This is a genomic window from Pelagibius sp. (assembly GCF_028289705.1).
GTDB lineage: Bacteria > Pseudomonadota > Alphaproteobacteria > Kiloniellales > Kiloniellaceae > Pelagibius.
In genome coordinates, this window is record NZ_JANQOI010000188.1 from 52,646 (window position 1) to 73,997 (window position 21,352).

Sequence of the window (21,352 nt, forward strand, 5' to 3'; positions counted from 1 at the left end):
ACGCGCCCCTAGCCTGCCGCCGCCAGGGCGCTGCCCAGGTCGGAATGAATGGCGAAGACCTTGTCGAGCCGGGCCAGTTCGAAGACCCGCAGGGCCTCGGCGGAGACCGAGACCAGGCCCAGGCCGAGGCCCGCCCGGTCGGCGCGCTGCAGCGCCTCCACCAGGCTGGCGATCCCGGAGCTGTCGATGTAGGTCACCTGGGAGAGGTCGACCAGCAGGTCGCGCCCGCGCCCGACACAGTCGAGCAGCAGCTTGCGCACCTCCGGTGCCCGGTCGAGGTCGATCTCGCCGCCCAGTTCGATCACCAGCCGGCCCTGCTCCTCGCGGACGGCTTCACTCATGGCTCCATACCTCTCTTCATGGTCTTCCCGGTCTTCCCGGTCTTCCCGGTCTTTTGCGTCTTCTTGGTCATCTGCAGGACGTTGCCCATGCCGTCGGGCGAGGGCCCGAAGTCGGCGCTGTCCATCAGTTCCTGGATGAAGTGGGTGCCCAGGCCGCCGGGCCTGAGGTCCTGCAGGTTCCGCGGCTTGATCTTGGAGGGATCGACGGTCTCGCCGTAGTCGGTGACGCGCAGCACCAGGCTGTCGGCGCTGCGCAGGATGCCCAGCACGATCTGGCCGACGTTGCGGTTGTCGTAGGCGTGCAGGATGGCGTTCTGGCAGGCTTCGCCCACGGCAAGCACGATGTCCCGGGTGGTCAGCTCGTCGAAGCCGCAGTAGCGCGCCGCCGTGCGCACCGTCTCGCGCACCAGCACCATGCGGTCGGGGCGCGCCGGAAAGCGCAGCTCGATCAGGCATTCGGCGCCGGGGGTGCTCATGGGATCACCCGCAGCCGGTGCTCGACGGCCGCGTCGCCGTGCACCCAGGAATCGTCGATGGCCAGCACCGTCAGGTCGTCGCGGGCTTCCCAGCCGGCGTCCTGGTCCAGGGTCTCCAACAGCGTCTGCAGGCGCTGCGCCAGAGGCGCCTCGGCCAGGGCCTCGATGAGCTGGATCAGCCCGCTGACCTCCAGCTGCTCGCCGCTGGTGTAGCGGTATTCGGTGAGGCCGTCGGTGAAGAGGTAAAGCTCGCCGCCGTCCAGGTCGACGGGCTCGTCGCGCAGCCGGATTGACGGCAGGATGCCCAGCGGCGGCGCCGAGGCCGGCAGGGAGGTGTAGCTGCGGTCGCGCCCGCGCAGCAGCGGCGGCTGGTGCCCGGCGTTGGCCAGGCAGACCGTGCCGTTGGCGGTCTGATAGTGGCCGGCCACCATGGTGACGAACATGCCCCGGGTCGCGGTCTCGCAAAGCTCGGCATTGATCGCTTCCAGCAGCCTCGCCGGGGTCTCGATGCGCTTGCCCAGGCAGCGGAACAGGCTGATGGTCTTGGCCATCAGAAGGGCGGCGTTCATGCCCTTGCCGGAGACGTCGCCCAAGGCGAAGGCGATGCGGGTCTCGTCCAGGCGGTAGAAGTCGAAGAAGTCGCCGGAGACCTTGCGGGCCGGCAGGTTGACGCCCCAGATCGGCAACTGCCCGGGCGCGCAGGCCGGCTGCAGGCTCTGCTGCAGGTCGGCCGCCATCTCCAGGCTGTCGCCGACCCTGAGCTGGTCGTCCAGGCGCTTCTTCAAGGCCGCGTTTTCCCGGGCCAGCTCGGCGAGCCCGGAGACGGCGCGCAGGAAGGCAGCGTCATCGCCCTCGGCCGAGCCGCGCTCAGCCCCGATCTCCGGGAACTGCGTCTCCAGCAGCGCGCTGGGATTCTCGGCACCCGCCAGCCGGCGGCTCAGATCCGCAAGGAAGGTCAGCCGCTCCGCCAGGCTGCTGCCGATGGTCTCGGCCGCCTTTTTCTGCTGCTGGTCCGGCATCGCGTGGCGCGCAAAGCTCCCCTGGGGTGCAAGGCCCACCATTTTATTGGCAAAAGGTTAACCATCCCTTGGGCCGGGATGGAGACGCTTTGCGAGGTTTGTTAACGATTTACGGTCAACCCGGCACGACGCCGATACCACAGCCCAGGCGCTCTTTCGTCCCAGTCTGATCGGAATGCGAGGCTTGACTCACCCGGCCAACACCGATCATTCCAAATGAGCGGCACCAATCGCCCAATCAACATCTTCCCGCCCATGCTGGCGTTGTGGGTGTCCCTTGGCGTCTTTCGCACAAGGTCCGCTTCTGGAGCACGGACCGCAGTTCGACTAAGCGACCTAAAGTTTCCGGTCTTAACCCCAAATGGTCATTCGGTTGGATCGAGCAACTACGGCACGAATCGGCCACAAGCGGCCATTTCTGAAGGGCGCCACAATGACCGGAAAGAGCCCAATTCGGCGGTTTTGCGCAAACAGGGCGCGGACGCTTTCCAAGTCTTGCCTCAAATACAAGTGGGAAGCGGCCGCCGTGAGTCACTCACCTGACTTCACTAGGGATACTTGGCACCTGTCGTCATTTAGCCCGATCTTTCGAGAGTTCTCGACGATCAACGAGATGCCTGATCTAATCTCAAAGACCTTATTGCTTTCCTTGTGGAAAATTAGCCTAATTTGCCCATCTTCAGTCTGCCCGTCATAAAAGAACTTCCCAGTTGACCAGTTGGGATAATCTGGGTCGATCACATCCAATTCGGTTTCTGAAATTGGGTTTGCAATGAGCGCGACTGTCGTAGATCTCACGGTGCCGCATGTCGATCTTCCAATCCAACGACCTGACAAGACACGAATGTCCGGGCTAGCAGTGTTTGGCTCGCGGATCTCCGCACGGGCAGATTCTGAAATTGCGCCTACTAAGTCAGATTGATGTTTCGAGACGATTGTTTGAGCAATTTCCTCTACCGAATATGTACTGCGGGTTTCTGCTATGCTATCTCGAAGTATATCTGCGTGGTCTTTTGCGATTTTTGTAGCAAGTTGGTCGAGGGCAATTGGCTGAGCATCTGCGCCTGGTTGCCCATCTTGACCTCTGAGGACGTCAGCATACTCAGAAACTAAGTGATCAGCCAATTCGCTAACCGAAATCGACGAGCCGTCGATTCCTGGTTTACCATTCAAACCTGGCTCGCCCTTGGGTCCAGCGGGTCCCTGTATTCCGGGAGGACCAGGTGGCAGTACGTCTTGATGTTCACTAGCGATAATTGCTGCAATCTCTGACATAGCGCTTCGCGAGAGCTCGTGCATTTGAGGTCTGCATTGCTCGTCTTTCGCTGGCAGTAATGTGCCTCCGCACACAATTGGGCGGCCAGCTATAACCTGATAAGCTACCGCTACGGCGAGTAGCAATGACGCGAGGGCGAAGAGCCAATTGGGAATTCTCGAAAGAAGCTGTTCGGTCATATATGTTGTGTCTCCGCTTCCCACTAGCGTGCGCTAATCGTCAAAACCTATGATCAAAACGGGAACCTAGCCGGCGAGATTCAACCATTGTCATCGCTACCTTAACCGTGAAGGCTCCGTTTGTCCCGCCTAGCTGTTGTTCATGTCATCACAGCCGAGTAGCCGCGCCGGGTCAGCCTCTGCCGTTGAGAGGGCACAACTCGCATCCTTAAATCGAACGGTTTTGGTGCTTCCCGGCCCAACTGCAAGCCGCAGGTGTTCGGTTGTTTGCGGACCTAAATTCGGATGTTGGCAGAGAGGCTCGAGACGGTCGGGTTGATCTGCTTCCGGTCTGGTTGTGCCGACGTTTCAACCGCCCTGGCCTCGCCTTTGTCCGCGTCAGCCTTTGGTGCTGGCCGCTTCTTTTCTCTTGCGGCCACCCGCCGTCTTCTTCGCCGGCTCCGCCGCTGCCTGCCGCAGGCTCTCCAGGCTGAGGCCGTCGAGGTGTTTGGCGACTTCCTCGGCGAAGCGGGAGACGGCGAAGTCGGCGAAGACCTTGACCTTGGCGGGCAGGAGCCGGCGGTGGGGGTAGAGCATGGAAAGGCTGGCGGGCTCGGGCGGGTGGTCGAGCAGCAAGGGGACCAGGCGGCCGTCGCGGATCTCCTCGGCGACCTCCCAGAGCGGCTTCATGACGATGCCGCGGCCGTCCAGGGTCCATGTGGTGAGCACGTCGCCATCATCGGCATCGAAGCGGCCGTGGACCGAGAGGGTGCGCGGGCCGTCGCGGGACTGCAGGGTCCAGCGGTACTGCTGGGAGCCGGGAAAGCGCAGCAGCAGGCAGTGGTGGTCCAGCAGGTCCTCCGGCTTCTCCGGGGTCCCGTGTTCGGAGAGATAGGCGGGCGACGCGCAGAGCACCCGCTCGCAGTCCATGATCTTGCGGGAGATCAGCGAGGAGTCGGTGAGGATGGCCATGCGCACCGCCACGTCGACGGACTCGTTCAAGAGGTCGATGATGTGCTCCGAGAGGCGGAGCTGCAGGGTGACCTCCGGGTGCAGCTCCAGAAACTCCGGCACCAGCGGGGCCAGGATGCGCCGGGCGAAGCCCAGGGGGGCCGTCACCCTGAGGGTGCCCTGGGGGGCGCCGCCGACCCCGGCGGCCACGTTTTCCGCCCGCTCCACCGCCGCCAGCACGTCCTGGCAGGCCTGGTAGAAGGCCATGCCCTGCTCGGTGGGCTGGACCCGCCGGGTGGTGCGGTTCAGGAGGCGCACGCCGAGGTGGGCCTCCAGGGTCTGGATGCGGTGGCTGACCACCGCCGGCGAGAGCCGCAGCTGGCGGCCGGCGGCGGACATGCTGTCCTGCTCCACCACCCGCACATAGACCCGGATGTTCTCCAGAAGCGACATGCTTCGCCCCCAACTTGCCGACACAGTTTATTCGGATTTCTTTGAAAGTCATAGCTTTCCGCGCTCAATTCTCCGGAGCGGCCCGCCGCGCTAGCATGAGGGATCGGAGAATGCGGGCAGGAAAAGCCCGCCAACAGGGATCGAGAGGGGGCAGCAGCAATGCTTATGGTGTTCTGGGAATGGCTGGACATGGCGGTGCGCTGGCTGCACGTGATCGCCGGCGTCGCCTGGATCGGCAGCTCGTTCTATTTCGTGCACCTCGACCTCAGCCTGAAAAAGCGCGAGGGCCTGCCGGAAGGCGCCGGCGGCGAAGCCTGGCAGGTGCACGGCGGCGGCTTCTACAACATGGTGAAGTACATGGTCGCGCCGGCGCGCATGCCGGACAAGCTGACCTGGTTCAAGTGGGAGGCCTACACCACCTGGCTCTCCGGCATCGCGCTGCTGATCCTGGTCTACTACATGCAGGCCGAACTCTACATGATCGACCCGGCGGTGATGGAGCTGGAGCCCTGGATGGCGGTGGCCATCAGCGCCGTCGGCCTGGCGCTGGGCTGGATCGTCTACGACCTGCTGTGCAAGTCGCCGCTCGGCAGGGACGACACCAAGCTGGCGCTGGTCGGCTTCGTCTTCCTGGTGGCGCTCAGCTATCTCTTCACCCTGGTGTTCAGCGGGCGCGGCGTCTACATGCAGATGGGCGCGCTGATCGGCACCATGATGGTGGCCAACGTCTTCCTGGTGATCATCCCCAACCAGCGCAAGGTGGTGGCCGACCTGATCGCCGGGCGCGAGCCGGACCCGAAGTACGGGGAGCAGGCCAAGCAGCGCTCCCTGCACAACAACTACCTCACCCTGCCGGTCATCTTCGTGATGATCTCCAACCACTATCCCCTGGCCTTCGCCAGCAAGTGGAACTGGCTGATCCTCGCCATTGTGCTGGTCATGGGCGCGGTCATCCGCCACTTCTTCAACACCCAGCACAAGGGCGAGAAGGGCCCCTGGTGGACCTGGGCCGCCGCCGCCGTTGGGCTGGTCGCCATCGTCTGGCTGAGCGCCCAGTCGGCCACCCCCATCGAGGAGGCCTCCATCCCCGAGGGCTACGAGATGGCTGAGGTGGAGAACGTGGTGCTCTCGCGCTGCTCCATGTGCCATGCCGCCGAGCCGCTGTGGGAAGGCATCACCGTGGCGCCCAAGGGCGTGCTGCTGGAGACGCCGGAACAGATCCGCCTCTACGCCCGCGCCATCGAGACCCAGGTGGTGCGCAGCAACGCCATGCCGCCGGGCAACATCACCTGGATCGAACCGGAGGAGCGCCAGCTCCTCGCCGCCTGGATCGCCGCCGGCGCCCCGGCCTGGTAGGCTTCGGCACCCTTTGATTAAGAGCACTCAATGCTTACTGGGCACCACCTCGCGGTCTCACCCCCTACCCAACCTTCCCCCGTCAAGGGGGAAGGGGCTGAACGGTGTGGCCTGAAAAACCATTCCCTCCCCCTCGATGGGGGAGGGTTAGGGTGGGGGTGACAGTGGTTCCGTCTACTCGCTTCCACCGCATGGCAGACGCCCCACGACCGGGACGTACCTCATCGAAGGCCAATCGCAGATGACATCGACCACCCGCGCCCTTCGCGGCCGCCTGCTCAGCTTTCGCGACGATCCCCGGGAGGCCGGGAGCGCCGCCTACGATTTCATCGAGGACGGGCTGGTCGAGATCGCCGATGGAACCATTACGGCGGTCGGGGAGGCCTCCGACCTGCTGGCGCGGCTCCCTGACGGCACGGCGGTGGACCACTATCCCGATGCACTGATCCTCCCGGGCTTCATCGACACCCACATCCACTATCCCCAGACGCAGGTGATCGCTTCCTATGGCGCGCAGTTGCTGGACTGGCTGGAGCGCTATGCCCTGGTGGAAGAACAGCGCTTCTCGGACCCGGAGCACTGCGCCGCCGTCGCCCGGTTCTTTATCGACGAGCTGTTGCGCAACGGCACCACGACGGCGGCGGTCTACTGCACCGTCCATCCGCAGTCGGTGGAGGCCTTCTTTGCCGAGTCCCACCGCCGCAACACCCGCATGGTGGCGGGCAAGGTGCTGATGGACCGCGACGCGCCGGCGGGGCTCAGCGACTGTCCGGAGAGCGCCTATGTCCAGTCCAGCGCCCTCATCGGACAGTGGCACGGCAAGGGCCGCCAGCTCTACTGCGTGACCCCGCGCTTCGCCGTCACCTCGACGGAGGCCCAGTTGGAGGCGGCGGGCACACTGCTGAAGGAACATCCGGACTGCTACATGCAGACCCACCTCAGCGAAAACCGCCGCGAGATCGAAACGGTGCGCGCGCTCTTTCCCTGGGCGGAAAGCTACACCGGCGTCTACGAGCGTTTCGGCCTGTTGGGCCCGCGTTCGCTCTTCGGCCACTGCATCCACCTGGAGGAGGGCGAGCGCCGGCTGCTCTGCGAAAGCGGCTCGGTCGCGGCCTTCTGCCCGACCTCCAACCTCTTCATCGGCTCCGGACTCTTCGACCTGGCCAAGGCGCGCAACGGGGCCTCGCCCATCCGGGTCGGCATGGCCACGGATGTGGGCGGCGGCACCAGCTATTCCCTGCTGCGCACCCTGGCGGAGGCCTACAAGGTGCTGCAACTGCAGGACCAGAACCTGCCGGCGCTGGAGGCCTTCTACATGATCACCCTGGGCAACGCCCGCGCACTTGGTCTGGAGGATCGCATCGGCTCCCTCGCCCCGGGCCGGGAGGCGGATATCACGGTGCTCGATGCCCGGGCGACGCCGGCCATGGCCCATCGTTTCGAGCGGGTGGAAACGCTGGAGGAAGAGCTCTTCCTCTTGATGACCCTGGGCGACGACCGGGCCGTGCGCGCCACCTATGTTGCCGGTGCGCCGGCGCACCAGCGCGACGCCTGAGGGACCGGCCCGGCGCGCCGACCCGGCGACTCTCGATCACAACCTTGTGTTGGTATTAGCAATCGCTGCGTCTTGATCCCCCTTCTCCCGGTCATAGGTGATCGGAAAGCCAGAGTTCCGGCGCTCCCCGCGCCGGAACACACCTTTGTACAGGAAGGACGAGATGGCAGAGATCGAGAAGACGCGGCGCGAAGCGCGCGCCACCCGGCGGCATTTCGGACGGTTACTGGCCGGTTTCGGCCTCGCCGTGGGGCTGTCGGCCTGCGCCGGCCTCAAAGGCCGCCCCCGCGACCCGAACCGCAAGCCTTTTTGGGAGCGCGAAGAGCAGCGCGACGACTGAACGTAACACTACGGCTCTTTAGCCCTTGCTGTAGTGGGGCTGGTAGAGCTCCAACTGGAAGCCGCCGGGGACCGTGAAGTGGATGGCGCGGCCGTAGCCGACGTCCGTCACCTCGTCCACGAACTCCACGCCGCGCCCCTTCAGCTCGGCCACCGTCGCCTCGATGTCGTCGCAGTAGAAGGAGATGGCGTGGGTGCCGGAGGCCGGGCTGCCCTCGAAGTCCGTCGGGTGGCAGCCCATGTCGGCTTCCGGCGCATCGAAGATCCACCAGCCGCCGCCGGTGTCGGTTCCGGCGAAGCCCAGCTTGTCACGGATGAAGGCGCGGAGCTCCTCTGCCTGCGATGAATAAAACATCGTGTGCACGCCCTTGATCATGCGCTCCCTCCCTTCGTCGGATGGTTGCCGTCCGCCAGGACCGCTCTATTCAAGCCACCGGGGCTGGCAGATGCAAATCACCGCTTGGCATGGTCGGGGCCGCGGGCGCGCGCTCAGGTCCGCGCGATGGCGGGCCGTGCGGCATTGGGCGGCATCTCGGGGAAGGCCGTCAGGTCCTTGTCGATATGCTCCCAGGACGCGGCGCGGCTGGCGTAGACCACCATTTGCGGTTTGACCGTTTCCAGGTCGTCGAGGCTCGACGCCCTGATAGCGATCATCCCCGGCATCCCGGAATTCGTCGAGTAGAGGGGCGAGCCGCAACTCGGACAGAAGCCCCGGCGCACCATGTTGCCGCTGTCCGCGGCGCGCTCGAAGAACGTCACCGCGCCGCTGATGCTGAAGGCCTCTTCGGGGATCGCCAGGTGCGTGCAGTGGCCGGTGCCGCTGGACCGGCGGCAGTCCTCGCAGTGGCAATGGACGGTAATCCGGGGTTCGCTCGCACTCTCATAACGCACCGCTCCGCAGAGGCAGCCGCCGGTGAAGCCGCTGGACATGGCAGTCTCCCGTGCTTTTTCTCTTTCACGAGGCGTCACACTGGGCTAGTAACTTGTCACTTGCAAGTGACAAGTTACTGACTCCGAGGACAGACCCATGGACCGCGATCCGCGCTCGCTCTGCCCCATCGCCACGACGCTGGAAATTGTCGGCGACCGCTGGACCCTCTTGGTCCTGCGGGATCTTTTCATCGGCAAGACGCGCTTCTCCGACTTTCTGACGTCGCCGGAGGGGATCGCGACCAACGTCTTGACGCATCGCCTGGCGCAGATGGAACGGGCCGGACTGGTGAGCAGGCGGCCTTACCAGCTTCGTCCCAAGCGCTTCGAATACGCGCTGACGGAGAAGGGCGAGGCGCTGCTGCCGGTCCTGCAGGAGATCTGCCACTGGGCCAACCGCTTCATGCCGGAGACCTGGCGCCCGCCCGAGAGTTTCATGACGCGGCGTTTGCCCTGAGCCGATTGCGCGGCCCGGCCCGTTGGGCTAAAACCCGCGCCCGGAAGCGATTTCCCGTCTCCCGATCACCAGCCCTCAGCGCCGGAGCAGCCATGCCCTCCTACCAGTACGTCTATCAGATGGACGGTGTCTCCAAGACCTTTCCCGGGGGCAAGCAGGTCCTCAAGGACATCCGCCTGTTCTTCCTGCCCGGTGCCAAGATCGGCGTGCTGGGCCTGAACGGCGCCGGCAAGTCGACCCTGATGAAGGTCATGGCCGGCATCGATACGGAGATCAACGGCGAGGCGCGGCCGGCGGACGGCATCAAGGTGGGCTATCTGCCCCAGGAACCGCAGCTCGATGCCGACAAGGACGTGGCCGGCAACGTTTTCGAGGGTGTGGCCGAGACCAAGGCCCTGCTGGACCGCTTCGAGGCGGTCAGCAACGCCTTTGCCGAGGCCGATCCCGACGAAATGGACGCCCTCATCTCGGAACAGGCCGAGCTGCAGGAAAAGATCGAGGCCGCCGATGCCTGGGACCTGGACCGCAAGGTCGACATCGCCATGGATGCCCTGCGCTGCCCGCCGGGGGAGGCCGAGGTCACCAAGCTCTCCGGCGGTGAGCGCCGCCGCGTCGCGCTTTGCCAGCTTCTGCTCAAGAAGCCCGACATGCTGCTGCTGGACGAGCCCACCAACCACCTGGACGCCGAGTCCGTCGCCTGGCTGGAGCGGTTTCTGGAACAGTATCCCGGCACCGTGGTGGCGGTGACCCACGACCGCTATTTCCTGGACAACGTCGCCGGCTGGATCCTGGAACTGGACCGCGGCCGCGGCCTGCCCTTCGAGGGCAACTACACCTCCTGGCTGGAGCAGAAGGAAAAGCGCCTGGCCCAGGAGGAGAAGGCGGAGTCCGGCCGCCAGCGGGTCCTGAAGCAGGAGCTGGAGTGGATTCGCCAGAGCCCGCGGGCCCGCCAGGCCAAATCCAAGGCCCGGGTCCAGGCCTATGAGACGCTTCTGGCCGAGGCTGGCGACAAGGCACCGGAACCGGGGCGCATCAACGTGCCGCCGGGCCCGCGCCTGGGCGATCTGGTGATCGAGGCGGAGAATCTCTCCAAGGCCTTCGGCGAGAAATTCCTCATCGACGATCTCAGCTTCAAGATCCCGCCGGGTGCCATCGTCGGGATCATCGGCCCCAACGGCGCCGGCAAGACCACGCTGTTCCGCATGATCACCGGCCAGGAACAGCCGGACAGCGGTTCGCTGCGGGTGGGTGAGACGGTGAAGCTGGGCTACGTCGACCAGAGCCGCGATTCCCTGGCCGCCGACAAGACGGTCTGGGAGGAGATCTCCGGCGGCCTCGACGTGATCCAGCTCGGCAAGCATGAGACCCAGTCCCGTGCCTACGTCGGCGCCTTCAACTTCAAGGGCGGCGACCAGCAGAAAAAGGTGGGCCAGCTCTCCGGCGGGGAACGCAACCGCGTGCATCTCGCCAAGATGCTGAAAGAAAGCGCCAACGTGCTGCTGCTGGACGAGCCGACCAACGATCTGGACGTGGACACCCTGCGCTCCCTGGAAGAGGCCATCGTCGAGTTCGCCGGCTGCGTGCTGGTGACCTCCCACGACCGCTGGTTCCTCGACCGCATCGCCACCCACATCCTGGCCTTCGAGGGCGAGAGCCAGGTGGTCTGGTTCGAAGGCAACTACGAGGCCTACGAGGAAGACCGCCACCGCCGCCTGGGCGCCGCCGCCGACCAGCCCCACCGCATCAAGTACAAGCCCCTCAGCCGCTAGGCTCGGGGGCCGCGCACGGGCGCCCCTGCAGAGGCGCCCGTGCGTTCGGCTCTCAACCCTCGGCGAGCTTGCCGCCCGAGGAGCGCAACCGCGCCCAGAGCCTGCCCAGGGCCATGAAGTGCGTGACCAGGAGCAGCGGGACGACGAAGGTCGGAATGTACCAGGCCGACTGGAAGTGGGGCACTGCTTCGGCATGGCTGAGCGCGTTGGCGAGATCCAGCAACCCGACGACATTGAACAGCCATGCCAGCGGGATCATGGCAACCCAACGGCGGTGCAAGGCGATCAGCGCAACGATCGCCAACAGGCCCGCCGCCAAGTCGCCGTAGGCAGCGGCGGCGGAGAAGGACACGGGCATGGTGGGCGCGACCACTCCGGGTACCAGGAAGACCATCCCGAGGTGCCGGAAGGCGTGGGGAACGGTGAGCCAGAACAGAGCCTCGCGGTGGTCCAGCCTGTTCAACAGGGGCCCGGCGTACCACCGGGCCAGCAGGGCGATCACCACAAAGCTCAGGGCGAACTGCAGAGCGAAGATTTCCATCGGTTCCATATTCTCTCTCCTTCATCACGAGTCACATCTGCCGTCTTATGCGGGACCCTCGATCCAAATCGATATATGTATATGCATGTAACGGCAGAAAATTTTTTACGGCGCCCGCTCGCAGGCCCCTTCGATCTGCTCCAACCCCTGCAGCATCTCCGCCCAGCGACCGTCTTCAAGCGATTGCAGGAGCTGATGCTGGGTCTTTCGCCACAGGGGCAGGGCGCGCTTGAGCACCGCGTCACCCTGAGCCGTCATCCGCAGCATACGAAAACGGCCGTCTGCCGCCGCGGCGCTGTCCACATAGCCATGCCGTGCGAGGACATCCAGGTTCCGGGTCAGGGTGGTCTGGTCGACGCCGAGCCTGTCGGAAAGGTCGCCGACGCTGGCCTCTCCCAGATGCTGCAAGGTTGCGAGCAGGGTGAACTGGGTGTTGCGGAGGCCCGCCGGGCGCAGGGCGTCGTCGAAGGTCTTGGCTGCCGCCCGCGCCACGCGGCGAAGCCGATAGCTGATGCAACTTTCCGGGGTCAGGTGCTCTTCGGCGGCCATCTCATCAAGTGTCCATAGGTTTGGCGTGCTCATTTATATGTATATACATATACTGTTCGTCAAGCGGTTTCGTGAAGGAGTTGCCGGGGCAGGTTCGCCGGAAGTTGCTATCATGCCGCCCGCAGGTGCGCTGGCGTAGCCGCGGACGGGGAAAGGTGAGGTCGGGGATCTTCTATGAGTGAAAGGGTTCGCCTTGCCGTCGTCGGCGCCGGGCTGATGGGCCGGCAGCATGTCGGGGCGCTCGATGCGCTGCCCGAGGCCGAGCTGGTTGCCATCGTCGATCCGAGCGAGGCCGCGCGCACTTACGCAGGCGAGCGTGGCGTCCCCTGGCACGCCGACCTCGAGGCGATCCTCCGCGCCGACAAGCCGGACGGCATCGTTCTGGCGACGCCCAACCAGCTGCACGAGGCGCAGGGGCTGGTCTGCATCGCTGCCGGGATACCTCTGCTGATCGAAAAGCCCATCGCCACCGAGGTCGCTTCGGCGGAGCGGCTGAGCAACGCGGCGGAAGCCGCCGGCGTGCCGCTGCTGGTCGGCCATCACCGGCGCCACAATCCGATCATCCGCAAGGCCAAGGAAATCATCGACAGCGGCGCGCTGGGCCGCATCACCGCGGTTCAGGCGGCCTGCTGGCTCTACAAACCCGACGCCTATTTCGATCAGCAATGGCGGCGGGAGGCCGGGGCGGGGCCGGTCTTCATCAACCTCATCCACGACATCGATCTGCTGCGCTATCTCTGCGGCGAGATCGTGGCGGCGGTCGCGCGGGAGTCCGGCGCGGCCCGGGGCAATGCGGTAGAGGACACGGCGGCTATGGTCCTGCAGTTCGACAACGGGGCCCTCGGCAGCGTCACCGTGTCGGACAGCGTTGTCGGCCCCTGGAGCTGGGAACTGACCGCCGGGGAAAACCCGGCCTATCCCGAAACCGGGGAGACCTGCTATTGGATCGGCGGGACCCACGGAGCGCTGGCGCTGCCCAACCTGCGCCTCTGGGATCAGGGGGAGGCCCGCGGCTGGTGGGAGCCGATGTCCGGCACCGCCGTCGAGGTCGAAATGGCCGATCCCATCGTCGAGCAGATGCGCCACTTCTGCCGAGTCGTCCGCGGCCTCGAAGCGCCGCTGGTCTCTGCCCGCGAGGCCACCAAGACCCTCGCCGTCACCGCCGAGATCAAACGGAGCGCCAGCGACACGGCGTAGGTCCAGATCGTTCTGGCTTCCCCATATCGTCACCCTCGGGCCTGTCCCGAGGGTCCATTGACAGACCGAGACCGGAACCTCGATGGATTGCCGGAACAAGTCCGGCAATGACGGTCTGGGAGGCCGGAGGGCAGGAAGCCTTTGAGGGACAAGGCTTCATGTTGGGCAGGCTCTAAGGCGCGACCTTGAGTTTGCCTTGGACGCCGTAGCGTTCGATCAGCGTGGCGACCAAGCCGCTTGCTTTGGCTTCGGCAAGGAACCGATCGACAAAGCCCTGGAGGGTGGCGTTCTTCGGCTTCGTGCAGACGGCCTGACGGATCGCGGTGTAGCCGCCGTCCAGCACCCGCGCGCCGGGCAGTTGCTGTGCCATCTCCGACAGTGCCGGGGCGAGGCCCGCCATGGCATCCAGCTTCTCGTCCACGAAAAGCGCGAAGGCCTCGGCGTGGATCGGCGCGCGGTGGAGCTCCGCCCGCTTCAGCGTTCGGGTCAGGTAGAGATCATAGGCGGCACGGTCCACCAGGGCGATTCGCACACCCGGCCGGTCTACGTCCTCAATGGACTGCAACGGCGAATTCGGGGGCACCAGGTAGGAGGCTTCGATCTCGACATAGGCTTCGCAGAAGGCGACGGTCTCGGCGCGCTTCGGATCCGCCGCGATCAGTCCGATGTCCCAGACGTCCTGCTCCGCCGCGTCGGCGACGGCGCCGGCCGTGGCAAAGGGAACCAGGGCGAGGCCAACGCCGAGGCGCTCGGCGATGGCCGCCGCAATGTCCGGAGCGACCCCCTGCGGATCGCCCGATGGGCTGGTACCGGTCACCAGAAGCCGGTTGGCGAGATTGATCCCGGCCCTCAAGGTTCCGGGGACGGAAAGCTCAGATAGGGCGTCAGCGGCCATGGTCGCTCTCTAGTCTCGGTGCAAAGGGACTCGTGCGGCCTCCGCCCGGCGGTGGCCGGCCGGTCCTTCGCGCGGCTCTTTGGAATGGGCTGTCGGCTGCTACTGCCGGGGAGCGAAGGCGCCGCCGGCGACCTTTTCCCTCAGCGCCTCGGTTAAGGCATTGAGCTTGCCGCCGTTGCGCTTGATCACCGTGCCGTATTCCGACCTCAGGGTCTGGGCCATGCTGACCCCCTCGGCGCGGATGTCGAGGATCTTGAACCGGCCTTCCTTCTCGCGCACCCGCCAGCTCACCTTGTAGGGTTCGCCCTCGGCCCGCGGCACCTGGGAATTGATGAACGCCATGTCGTCGCGGTCCTTGATCGGCGTGATGGTGCCGATCACGAAGCGCCTGTCGGTGTTCTCGGTGAGCAGCGGCAGGAAGCGCTGGACGATGACGTCTTCGAAGACGTTCAGAAAGGCATCGCGGTCCTGCGGGGAGGCGCCGCGCCAATAGCGCCCCAGGACGAAGCGGCCGATCGCCGGGACGTCGAAACTCTGGTTGAAGAGGCTGCGAAAGCGCTCTTCCTTGACGTCGTCGCTGATCGAGCCATCGCTCAGCTCGGCCGCTGCGCGCTCCTGCAGATCGCTGAGGAACTGGGCTGCCTGCTGGTCGTTGAAGGCCGCGGCCCCGTCGGCCGCCGCCCCGGCGAGGACGAAAACGAAAACAAGGGCGAGCAGCGGTCTGACAATCCTGTCGGTCATCGCTTACTCCACGGATGCGCTGCTTTGCTCCGTCTCGGAGGGTTCGTCGAGGCCCGGATAGAGCAGTTCGGAGAAGTCCGGTGACCCCTCGGGCGGCGCGCCGTTGTTGATCTCGCTTTCCCGGTTCTGGCGGTAGAGGGAGCGGATGCGCGCGTAGAAGTCCAGCGAGTCGCGCTGCAGCTCATCCAAGGTATCGAGGTTGCGCGCGCGGGCGTCGATGCCGGTGGCCGCGGCGCGGCCGAGGTTGACACTCTCCGGCGCCAGATAGGTCAGCGGATCCAGGAAGAGATCGACGATGCGCCCGCCGGCATCCCGCAGGGAGGAGGGGCCGAGGATCGGCAGCACCAGATAGATGCCCTCGCCCGCACCATAGGTGCCCAGCGTTTGCCCGAAGTCTTCGTCATGGTAGGGCAGGCCCGAATCGGCGGCGATGTCGAAGAGTCCCAGCACGCCGATGGTCGAGTTGATCAAAAAGCGGGCTGTGGTGGTTTCCGCTCGGGCCAGATCGCCCTGCAGCAGGTCGTTGGCGAGGATCACCGGGGTGCGCAGGTTGCGCAGGAAGTTGGTGACCGAATTGCGCACACCCGTCGGCACGATAAAGCGATAGGTGACGGCGATGGGGCGGATGATCAGGAAGTCCACCGCCTCGTTGAAGGCGAAGAACATGCGGTTGGGGACTTCCAGGGGGTCGTTGTCGTCCGGTTCCGGCCCGAAATCGTCGGCGACGTCGCTTTCGGCGCCGTCGTCGGAGCTACTCTGGGCAAGCTGGGCGCTGCGCGGGTCGGCGCCTTCAAGCCCGTTCTGCCCGGCGGCCGCCTCTATGGCCGGCCCGGGACCGAATGCCGTCTCGTCGCTCACCGGCGCCGTTGCGCAGGCTCCAAGAGCAAATGTGAGTACAAGACTGACGAGAAAAGGTCGCAGACGCTGCGGAAAAGAAGAGATCACCTTACCCCCGGTGCGAACACATCATCCCAATGCATAACCTGCTCGCCACCCAGCCGGCGCGATGGAAGCCCAAGTGGGATCTGCATCGCAGCGCCTGGCCCCGAGAGGTCAATAAGAATGCAAACAACGAATCCCCGCGACAGTGGCATTAATCTGATAACGACACCTTAGGAATCGCCGGAGGATTCGCCAACCCGCACTCCCTGAACATGCTGATTTCCCTATCATAGCGTAGGCCGAAAGACTAGAGCCCAGGCTCGCCGGACTGTCGTCGCTTTGCACCACTGTTGCAGAAATGCCGCAGCCCTGGAAATCAGCCTGTGCAGGATGGGCAACGGTGGTCCCGAAGCCCGGGGTTTCGGGGCTAACCGGTTCCAACCGATGGACTTTCCGGTTTGTGAGGGTCCCCGACAAGGCGGCGGTAGAGCGGCAACAGAATTGCCGGCAGCATATACATCGGCAGTTGTGCCACAGCGAAGTAGAGCACGACCTCGAACTCGGTCCCGGGCGGGAAAGCCGCCAGGAGGAGGCCCATGTTGCAGTTGCCGGAGACCAGCCCCACCGTCAGGGCGCGCCGCCGGCCCAGCCAGGCGAAGGCCAGGGCGCCGAACAGTTGCAGGGCAGGGTTGGCGATGAAAGCGCCAAGCAGCCACAGCCCCACCAGCACCGGTTGCGCCAGCAGGGTTTCTGTGACGCCGTCCATGATGGCGATGGCGAAGATCAGCATGACGATCACCACGGTGCCGTCGAGGTGAGCGGCCACCCGCGGCAGGCGCTCGCGGCCGATGACCCGCCGGATCAGAAAGGCCGCGACGAAAGAGGCCGCGACGATGGCGCAGAGGCGCAGCATGAAGTCGAGGGTGCCGATGTCCAGTTCCAGCCCCAGCAGGACGAGCGCCAGGGGCGGCACCGTGAAGGGCGTCAGCAGGGTCGCGGTCAGACCGACCACCAGGGCGAGGGCGCCGTCGAGGCCGAGCATGATGGCGATGGGAGCCGCGCTCAGGATCGGCGGGGCCGCGGCCATCAGGACCACGGCCGTCGACAGGTTCTGCGGGGTGGGGCTGAGGGCCAGCAGCCCCGCCATTAAGAGGGGTGAGCCGATCAGCAGCCAGGCCGTCACCAGGCCGGTCACCCAGGGCCGGCGGATGTGGGCGAGCATCACCTGCCAGTCGATGCGCACCAGGGTGGCGATCAGCAGGACCGCGACCGCCGGCGCCAGAAGGGGGCGGGCGACGGCCGCCAGGCCGGGCAGGGCGAGGCCGAGAAACACCCCGACGAAAAGCACCCAGGTGGCATGGCCGCCAAGGAAGGCAAGCAGTCGGCTCATCGATCCCCGCGCATTCTCAGAAAACAGCGCCCCGGAGGAGGGGCGCGGCTGGGAACGCTAGCCCGCATTTCTCACCACGTCCATGGTCTGCGCGGCTTTGAGCCGCAGGGCCAATGCTCTATGGTGCTGCCGGGCGGGGACCGACTGCGACGTAGTTTTGCATTCTGAGGGCCTTTTGCATTCTGGGGGGCATCGATGATTGAAACGCCGTTCGACCGGCATCGTTCCGTCGTCTTGCCCGAATGGATCGATTACAACGGTCATATGAACGTCGCCTACTATTTGCTGGCTTTCGACCACGCGACCGATGCTTTTCTGGACTACCTCGGCCTTGACGATCAACACCGCCGGGCCAGTGGCGGCACCACCTTCGCGGCAGACATCCGCCTGACCTATCAGCGCGAGGTGGCCGAAGGGGCGAAGCTGCGGGTGACCAGCCAACTGCTGGGGTTCGACGACAAGCGGATCCGCTTCTTCAACCGCATGTTCCATGCGCAGGAGGGCTTTCTGGCCGCGACCATGGAAAGCCTCAGTCTCTATGTCGATCTCGAGCGGCGGCGCGTCACCACGCTTCCCGCGGCGATACAGGAACGGCTTGGCGCGGTGCTGGCGGCGCACTGCAGCCTGCCGGTCCCGGCGGAAGCCGGGCAGGTCATTGAAAAACCCGCCCTCCCGGCACTGTGAGGATGCCCGAGGCAGATTTCCGTTGCTCTCTTGCCCTTGCGATGGTGAAGCTTAGGCCCATGCGTTTCCCCCGTGCTCTCATCCTGGCCCTCGGATTCATTGTACTTGGTCCTGTTTCGGAGGCGCTGGCCGCCTGCACCGACCCGCCGGGCCCGGAGGTGAACTGGCGGCGCTGTGTCTTTGACCGGCTGAACTTCGAGGACGTCGACCTGACCGCGGCCCAGCTCCGCGATGCCTCCTTCTTTCGTGCCGAGATGCGCGGCAGCCGTCTGGAAGGGGTGAAGGCCTTTCGCGCCAAGTTCGTCAACGCGATTCTCATCGGCGCGGCCTTCCCCGAGGCCGACCTCCGGGAGGCGGATTTCACCAAGGCGGATCTGAGCGAGGCCGATCTGACGACCGCGGATCTGCGCCGGGCGCGGCTGTTCGATGCCGTTCTCCGCGGCGCCAACCTGACCGGTGCCAAGCTGCAGGGGGCCGATCTCACCCGCGCCGACTTCTCCGGCGCCACCTGGACCGACGGCACGCGGGTCTGCGCCGAAGGGTCCGTCGGGCGCTGCAAATAGCGCTTCGCTGCCGCCCTGCCCTCTCAGCCGGCCCGCCCCCTCAGCCGGGTAGCAGGCTGCGCCCCAGGACAATATCGAAGCGCCCCTCCGTCGGGCCGCCGCCGGCTGCGGCAAAGGCGACTGTGACGCTGTCACGGGCGGCCGGATCGCTGATGGCGTTGTAAAGGAAATCGCGGGCGTTCTGCGGATGGCCGGCGAGATACATCTGCGTGGTCAGGCGGCTCACCCCTGGGCCTGAGACGGCGAAGTGAATGTGCGGCGTGCGCCCGGGATAGGCCACCGGCCTGATGGTCCTGAAGCGGTAGCGCCCTTCCTCGCCCAGCAGCATCCGGCCATAGCCCTGGAAGTTCGGGTCGGCCTGCCCGCCGCGGTCGCGCGGATGATGGTAGAAGCCGAAGGCATCGCACTGCCAGATCTCGACGCGGGCGTCTGCCAGGGGGCGCCCTGCCTCGTCGGTGACCCGGCCGAACACCTCGACCGCTTCGCCGGCAGCGGGCTGCGCGCGCCCCTCGACCCGGGTGAGGTCCGCGTCGACATCCTCGGGCAGGCGTTGCGGGTAGAAGGGGCCGGGGGTCTGGTGTGGCGTCGGCACCGCCGCCGCGGCCAGCGGAGTCCCCGCCGCCAGTCCACAGCCCAGGCCCAGTCCAAGGCCCAGGGCCAGGGAGCCCTCCAGAATCCTGCGTCGGGAATGGATTCGTCTGTCTTGCATCCTGCACCTCCCTCTTGGGTCTGTCTGTGGAGCGGGCCGCAAGGCCTGCACAAGGGCGCACCTCCCATTGATGTGGGCATCGCGCTGGGCTTGTGAAGGGTGGGGCCGGCCTAGCCGTTCACGCCTTTGCGAGAACACCGCCTGCTGTGGCAGGTTAACGACATGGTCTCTCCTTACGGTCTATAGTTCGCCGATCGGTCGCGGTCCGCAGCAATGACTTGACTGAGAAAGTGATGAGGTCTCTGACCCTGGTAACGGCCTTCGGCGCGCGGAGTAATGGCCGGCCCCTCTTGCGGAGAGGCTGGCCGTGAGACCCGGCCGTCTGCTGCGCAAGCGTATCGTCATCCCCCTGCTGCGCTTCGGGCGCAACGACCAGTTCATTCTGTCGGTCCTTGCCGTGGTCATCGGCGCCGCGGCGGGCGGTGCGGCCATCGCCTTCCGCGACGCCATTGCCGGGGTGCAATGGCTGTCCTACGGCTTCAGCAGCGAGCAGGTGGCCACCGAGGTGCGCAAGCTGGATTGGTGGCATGTGCTTCTGGTGCCGACCCTGGGGGGCCTCGCCATCGGCCTTTTCGTCCGCTATTCGCTGCCCGGCGGCAAGCCCCAGGGCGTGGCCCATGTGATCGAAGCCTCGGCCCTCAGGGACGGGCGCATGTCCCTGACCGTCGGCATCCGCGCCGCCATCGCCAGCGCCGCCTCCATCGGCTTCGGCGCCTCGGTGGGCCGCGAAGGACCGGTGGTCCACCTCGGCGCCTGCCTGGGCTCCTGGGTCGCCAAGCGGCTGCACCTCGGCCGCGTGCTGGCGCGCACCCTGCTGGGCTGCGGCGTGGCGGCGGGAGTGGCGGCCTCCTTCAACGCGCCCATCGCCGGAACCTTCTTCGCCCTGGAGGTGGTGGTCGGCCACTACGCGCTTTCGGCCTTCGCCCCCATCGTCATCGCGTCGGTGACCGGCACCCTTATCAGCCGCGCGCGCTATGGCGACTTCCCGGCCTTCATCCTGCCGGAGAACTGGACCATCGTGTCGTTCTGGGAGTTCCCGGCCTTTGCGCTTCTGGGGCTGGTCTCCGCCCTGGCGGCGGTCCTCTTCATGCGCTCGGTGATCTTCACCGAAGACGTGATCGGCAAGCTCTCGGTGCCGTCCTGGTCGACGCCGGCCATCGGCGGCCTGCTGCTGGGCTGCATCGCGCTGGTCTTTCCCGAGGTCCTCGGTGTCGGCTACGAGGCCACCGACGCGGCGCTGTCCGATCTCTATTCGCTGGAGTTGCTCCTCGCCCTGATCGTCGCCAAGACCGCCGCCACGGCGATCTGCCTGGGCAGCGGCTTCGCCGGCGGGGTCTTTTCGCCCTCGCTGTTCATCGGCGCCATGGTGGGCGGGGCCTTCGGGATCCTGGCGACCCAGGCTTTTCCGGAGCTGTCCTCCGGGCACGGCGCGTACACCATCATCGGCATGGGGGCGGTCACCGGCGCCGTGCTGGGGGCGCCGATCTCCACCATCCTGATGATTTTCGAGCTGACCAACGACTACGAACTGACCATCGCCGTGATGCTGGCCACGGTCATCGCCTCGGTGGTGACCCAACAGGTCCACGGCCGCTCGTTCTTCCACTGGCAGCTCGAACGGCGCGGCGTCTCGGTGCGCGGCGGCCATCAGACCGGCCTGATGCAGCGCATCAAGATTTCCTCGGTGATGGACAACCGCTACTCGGCGGTCTCGCCCCAGACCCCCATCGCCCAGGTTCGGCTCAAGCTGCAGTCCGCGCCCTGGGGGGAACTCTTTGTCATCGATGACAAAAAAAGCCTCTGCGGCGTGATTACCTACGCCGACCTGCATGAGGCCGCCTTCGACACCAGTCACGACTCTGAACTCAGCGCAGCCGATGTCGCCCGGGCTGTGCCGGCAGTTCTGCAGTTGAGCGACCATCTGGAAGCGGCGGTCAAGGTCTATAACCTGACCGGCGAGCCCCATGTCCCGGTGGTGGCGGACAAGAAGTCCATGCTCATGCGCGGCTTGGCGCATGAGCATGAAGTGATGCTGGCCTATCAGCGGGCGCTGGACGTGGCGCGGGCCGAGGAGCGCGGCGAAGCCACCTCCCGCGGCCGCATCCGCCCCTGACCCGTCGG

The 21,352-nt window shown here is 65.8% G+C and carries 23 protein-coding genes; 9 read left to right on the plus strand and 14 right to left on the minus strand.

Annotated elements, in window-relative coordinates; translation table 11 throughout:
* Window positions 1-8: 8 nt before the first annotated feature.
* From Q0996_RS24340 to Q0996_RS24360, 5 genes are all read right to left on the minus strand, one after another.
* The gene (locus tag Q0996_RS24340; RefSeq protein ID WP_299626413.1) at window positions 9-341 is read right to left on the minus strand and encodes an STAS domain-containing protein; all 333 of its coding nucleotides are present in this window, start codon (window positions 339-341) and stop codon (window positions 9-11) included.
* A complete protein-coding gene (locus tag Q0996_RS24345; RefSeq protein ID WP_299626416.1) occupies window positions 338-817 on the minus strand; it encodes an ATP-binding protein in 480 nt (159 codons plus the stop codon). Before Q0996_RS24345 ends, Q0996_RS24340 begins: the two co-directional genes overlap by 4 nt.
* On the minus strand, window positions 814-1,878 hold the full coding sequence (locus Q0996_RS24350; protein WP_299626419.1) for a PP2C family protein-serine/threonine phosphatase: 1,065 nt from the start codon (window positions 1,876-1,878) through the stop codon (window positions 814-816). The genes Q0996_RS24345 and Q0996_RS24350 overlap by 4 nt, the downstream gene beginning before the upstream one ends.
* Before the next feature lie 489 nt (window positions 1,879-2,367).
* The gene (locus Q0996_RS24355; RefSeq protein ID WP_299626422.1) at window positions 2,368-3,291 is read right to left on the minus strand and encodes a hypothetical protein; all 924 of its coding nucleotides are present in this window, start codon (window positions 3,289-3,291) and stop codon (window positions 2,368-2,370) included.
* A gap of 378 nt (window positions 3,292-3,669) precedes the next feature.
* Entirely contained in the window at window positions 3,670-4,674 is a 1,005-nt protein-coding gene (locus Q0996_RS24360) for a LysR family transcriptional regulator (protein ID WP_299626425.1), read from the minus strand.
* A 159-nt stretch (window positions 4,675-4,833) separates the two neighbouring features.
* Between Q0996_RS24360 and Q0996_RS24365 the strand changes: the two genes are divergently transcribed.
* The 3 genes from Q0996_RS24365 (at window position 4,834) to Q0996_RS24375 (ending at window position 7,925) form a co-directional block, all read left to right on the plus strand.
* Entirely contained in the window at window positions 4,834-6,030 is a 1,197-nt protein-coding gene (locus Q0996_RS24365) for a urate hydroxylase PuuD (RefSeq protein ID WP_299626428.1), read from the plus strand.
* Window positions 6,031-6,271: 241 nt separating this feature from the next.
* Window positions 6,272-7,585, plus strand: coding sequence for a guanine deaminase (gene guaD / locus Q0996_RS24370; protein WP_299626431.1), 1,314 nt, complete (start codon window positions 6,272-6,274; stop codon window positions 7,583-7,585).
* 163 nt (window positions 7,586-7,748) lie between these two features.
* A complete protein-coding gene (locus Q0996_RS24375) occupies window positions 7,749-7,925 on the plus strand; it encodes a hypothetical protein (RefSeq protein WP_299626434.1) in 177 nt (58 codons plus the stop codon).
* Between the two features lie 18 nt (window positions 7,926-7,943).
* On the opposite strand, the gene Q0996_RS24380 is transcribed toward Q0996_RS24375, so the two are convergent.
* Window positions 7,944-8,300: a VOC family protein gene (locus Q0996_RS24380; RefSeq protein WP_299626437.1), complete on the minus strand. Its 357-nt coding sequence runs from the start codon at window positions 8,298-8,300 to the stop codon at window positions 7,944-7,946.
* Window positions 8,301-8,413: 113 nt separating this feature from the next.
* A complete protein-coding gene (locus tag Q0996_RS24385) occupies window positions 8,414-8,854 on the minus strand; it encodes a GFA family protein (protein ID WP_299626440.1) in 441 nt (146 codons plus the stop codon).
* A gap of 97 nt (window positions 8,855-8,951) precedes the next feature.
* Here Q0996_RS24385 and Q0996_RS24390 point away from each other — a divergent pair, with 97 nt between their 5' ends.
* A complete protein-coding gene (locus tag Q0996_RS24390; protein WP_299626443.1) occupies window positions 8,952-9,311 on the plus strand; it encodes a helix-turn-helix domain-containing protein in 360 nt (119 codons plus the stop codon).
* A gap of 92 nt (window positions 9,312-9,403) precedes the next feature.
* Window positions 9,404-11,080 (plus strand): energy-dependent translational throttle protein EttA, encoded by a 1,677-nt coding sequence (ettA, locus tag Q0996_RS24395; protein ID WP_299626446.1) that lies wholly within the window; start codon window positions 9,404-9,406, stop codon window positions 11,078-11,080.
* 52 nt (window positions 11,081-11,132) lie between these two features.
* Here the strand turns inward: ettA and Q0996_RS24400 are convergent, their stop codons facing one another.
* Entirely contained in the window at window positions 11,133-11,630 is a 498-nt protein-coding gene (locus Q0996_RS24400; protein WP_299626449.1) for a hypothetical protein, read from the minus strand.
* A gap of 96 nt (window positions 11,631-11,726) precedes the next feature.
* Window positions 11,727-12,170 (minus strand): MarR family winged helix-turn-helix transcriptional regulator, encoded by a 444-nt coding sequence (locus Q0996_RS24405; protein ID WP_299626452.1) that lies wholly within the window; start codon window positions 12,168-12,170, stop codon window positions 11,727-11,729.
* Between the two features lie 174 nt (window positions 12,171-12,344).
* On the opposite strand from Q0996_RS24405, the gene Q0996_RS24410 reads away from it, so the two are divergent.
* Complete coding sequence (locus Q0996_RS24410) at window positions 12,345-13,367, plus strand: Gfo/Idh/MocA family protein (RefSeq protein ID WP_299626455.1); 1,023 nt, start codon at window positions 12,345-12,347, stop codon at window positions 13,365-13,367.
* 172 nt (window positions 13,368-13,539) lie between these two features.
* Here the strand turns inward: Q0996_RS24410 and Q0996_RS24415 are convergent, their stop codons facing one another.
* From Q0996_RS24415 to Q0996_RS24430, 4 genes are all read right to left on the minus strand, one after another.
* A complete protein-coding gene (locus tag Q0996_RS24415; protein WP_299626458.1) occupies window positions 13,540-14,262 on the minus strand; it encodes a transporter substrate-binding domain-containing protein in 723 nt (240 codons plus the stop codon).
* Between the two features lie 99 nt (window positions 14,263-14,361).
* Complete coding sequence (locus Q0996_RS24420) at window positions 14,362-15,003, minus strand: phospholipid-binding protein MlaC (protein ID WP_299626461.1); 642 nt, start codon at window positions 15,001-15,003, stop codon at window positions 14,362-14,364.
* A gap of 3 nt (window positions 15,004-15,006) precedes the next feature.
* Complete coding sequence (locus Q0996_RS24425; protein WP_299626464.1) at window positions 15,007-15,861, minus strand: VacJ family lipoprotein; 855 nt, start codon at window positions 15,859-15,861, stop codon at window positions 15,007-15,009.
* A gap of 451 nt (window positions 15,862-16,312) precedes the next feature.
* Window positions 16,313-17,275 (minus strand): hypothetical protein, encoded by a 963-nt coding sequence (locus tag Q0996_RS24430; protein ID WP_299626467.1) that lies wholly within the window; start codon window positions 17,273-17,275, stop codon window positions 16,313-16,315.
* Window positions 17,276-17,470: 195 nt separating this feature from the next.
* On the opposite strand from Q0996_RS24430, the gene Q0996_RS24435 reads away from it, so the two are divergent.
* Together Q0996_RS24435 and Q0996_RS24440 are read left to right on the plus strand one after the other, a co-directional pair.
* Window positions 17,471-17,959 (plus strand): thioesterase family protein, encoded by a 489-nt coding sequence (locus Q0996_RS24435; RefSeq protein WP_299626470.1) that lies wholly within the window; start codon window positions 17,471-17,473, stop codon window positions 17,957-17,959.
* Between the two features lie 59 nt (window positions 17,960-18,018).
* Window positions 18,019-18,522, plus strand: a complete 504-nt coding sequence (locus Q0996_RS24440) for a pentapeptide repeat-containing protein (protein ID WP_299626472.1) — start codon at window positions 18,019-18,021, stop codon at window positions 18,520-18,522.
* A 40-nt stretch (window positions 18,523-18,562) separates the two neighbouring features.
* On the opposite strand, the gene Q0996_RS24445 is transcribed toward Q0996_RS24440, so the two are convergent.
* The gene (locus Q0996_RS24445) at window positions 18,563-19,231 is read right to left on the minus strand and encodes a protocatechuate 3,4-dioxygenase (protein WP_299626475.1); all 669 of its coding nucleotides are present in this window, start codon (window positions 19,229-19,231) and stop codon (window positions 18,563-18,565) included.
* A gap of 307 nt (window positions 19,232-19,538) precedes the next feature.
* Here Q0996_RS24445 and Q0996_RS24450 point away from each other — a divergent pair, with 307 nt between their 5' ends.
* Window positions 19,539-21,344 carry a chloride channel protein gene (locus tag Q0996_RS24450; RefSeq protein ID WP_299626478.1) on the plus strand — a complete coding sequence of 602 codons (1,806 nt, stop codon included), beginning with the start codon at window positions 19,539-19,541 and terminating at the stop codon, window positions 21,342-21,344.
* Window positions 21,345-21,352: the final 8 nt, after the last annotated feature.

Bases quoted from the DNA above. Each gene is read 5' to 3' on its own strand.
- Q0996_RS24340 (WP_299626413.1), bottom strand. From the start codon at position 341: ATGAGTGAAGCCGTCCGCGAGGAGCAGGGCCGGCTGGTGATCGAACTG.
- Q0996_RS24345 (WP_299626416.1), bottom strand. From the start codon at position 817: ATGAGCACCCCCGGCGCCGAATGCCTGATCGAGCTGCGCTTTCCGGCG.
- Q0996_RS24350 (WP_299626419.1), bottom strand. From the start codon at position 1,878: ATGGTGGGCCTTGCACCCCAGGGGAGCTTTGCGCGCCACGCGATGCCG.
- Q0996_RS24355 (WP_299626422.1), bottom strand. From the start codon at position 3,291: ATGACCGAACAGCTTCTTTCGAGAATTCCCAATTGGCTCTTCGCCCTC.
- Q0996_RS24360 (WP_299626425.1), bottom strand. From the start codon at position 4,674: ATGTCGCTTCTGGAGAACATCCGGGTCTATGTGCGGGTGGTGGAGCAG.
- Q0996_RS24365 (WP_299626428.1), top strand. From the start codon at position 4,834: ATGCTTATGGTGTTCTGGGAATGGCTGGACATGGCGGTGCGCTGGCTG.
- guaD (WP_299626431.1), top strand. From the start codon at position 6,272: ATGACATCGACCACCCGCGCCCTTCGCGGCCGCCTGCTCAGCTTTCGC.
- Q0996_RS24375 (WP_299626434.1), top strand. From the start codon at position 7,749: ATGGCAGAGATCGAGAAGACGCGGCGCGAAGCGCGCGCCACCCGGCGG.
- Q0996_RS24380 (WP_299626437.1), bottom strand. From the start codon at position 8,300: ATGATCAAGGGCGTGCACACGATGTTTTATTCATCGCAGGCAGAGGAG.
- Q0996_RS24385 (WP_299626440.1), bottom strand. From the start codon at position 8,854: ATGTCCAGCGGCTTCACCGGCGGCTGCCTCTGCGGAGCGGTGCGTTAT.
- Q0996_RS24390 (WP_299626443.1), top strand. From the start codon at position 8,952: ATGGACCGCGATCCGCGCTCGCTCTGCCCCATCGCCACGACGCTGGAA.
- ettA (WP_299626446.1), top strand. From the start codon at position 9,404: ATGCCCTCCTACCAGTACGTCTATCAGATGGACGGTGTCTCCAAGACC.
- Q0996_RS24400 (WP_299626449.1), bottom strand. From the start codon at position 11,630: ATGGAACCGATGGAAATCTTCGCTCTGCAGTTCGCCCTGAGCTTTGTG.
- Q0996_RS24405 (WP_299626452.1), bottom strand. From the start codon at position 12,170: ATGGCCGCCGAAGAGCACCTGACCCCGGAAAGTTGCATCAGCTATCGG.
- Q0996_RS24410 (WP_299626455.1), top strand. From the start codon at position 12,345: ATGAGTGAAAGGGTTCGCCTTGCCGTCGTCGGCGCCGGGCTGATGGGC.
- Q0996_RS24415 (WP_299626458.1), bottom strand. From the start codon at position 14,262: ATGGCCGCTGACGCCCTATCTGAGCTTTCCGTCCCCGGAACCTTGAGG.
- Q0996_RS24420 (WP_299626461.1), bottom strand. From the start codon at position 15,003: ATGACCGACAGGATTGTCAGACCGCTGCTCGCCCTTGTTTTCGTTTTC.
- Q0996_RS24430 (WP_299626467.1), bottom strand. From the start codon at position 17,275: ATGAGCCGACTGCTTGCCTTCCTTGGCGGCCATGCCACCTGGGTGCTT.
- Q0996_RS24435 (WP_299626470.1), top strand. From the start codon at position 17,471: ATGATTGAAACGCCGTTCGACCGGCATCGTTCCGTCGTCTTGCCCGAA.
- Q0996_RS24440 (WP_299626472.1), top strand. From the start codon at position 18,019: ATGCGTTTCCCCCGTGCTCTCATCCTGGCCCTCGGATTCATTGTACTT.
- Q0996_RS24445 (WP_299626475.1), bottom strand. From the start codon at position 19,231: ATGCAAGACAGACGAATCCATTCCCGACGCAGGATTCTGGAGGGCTCC.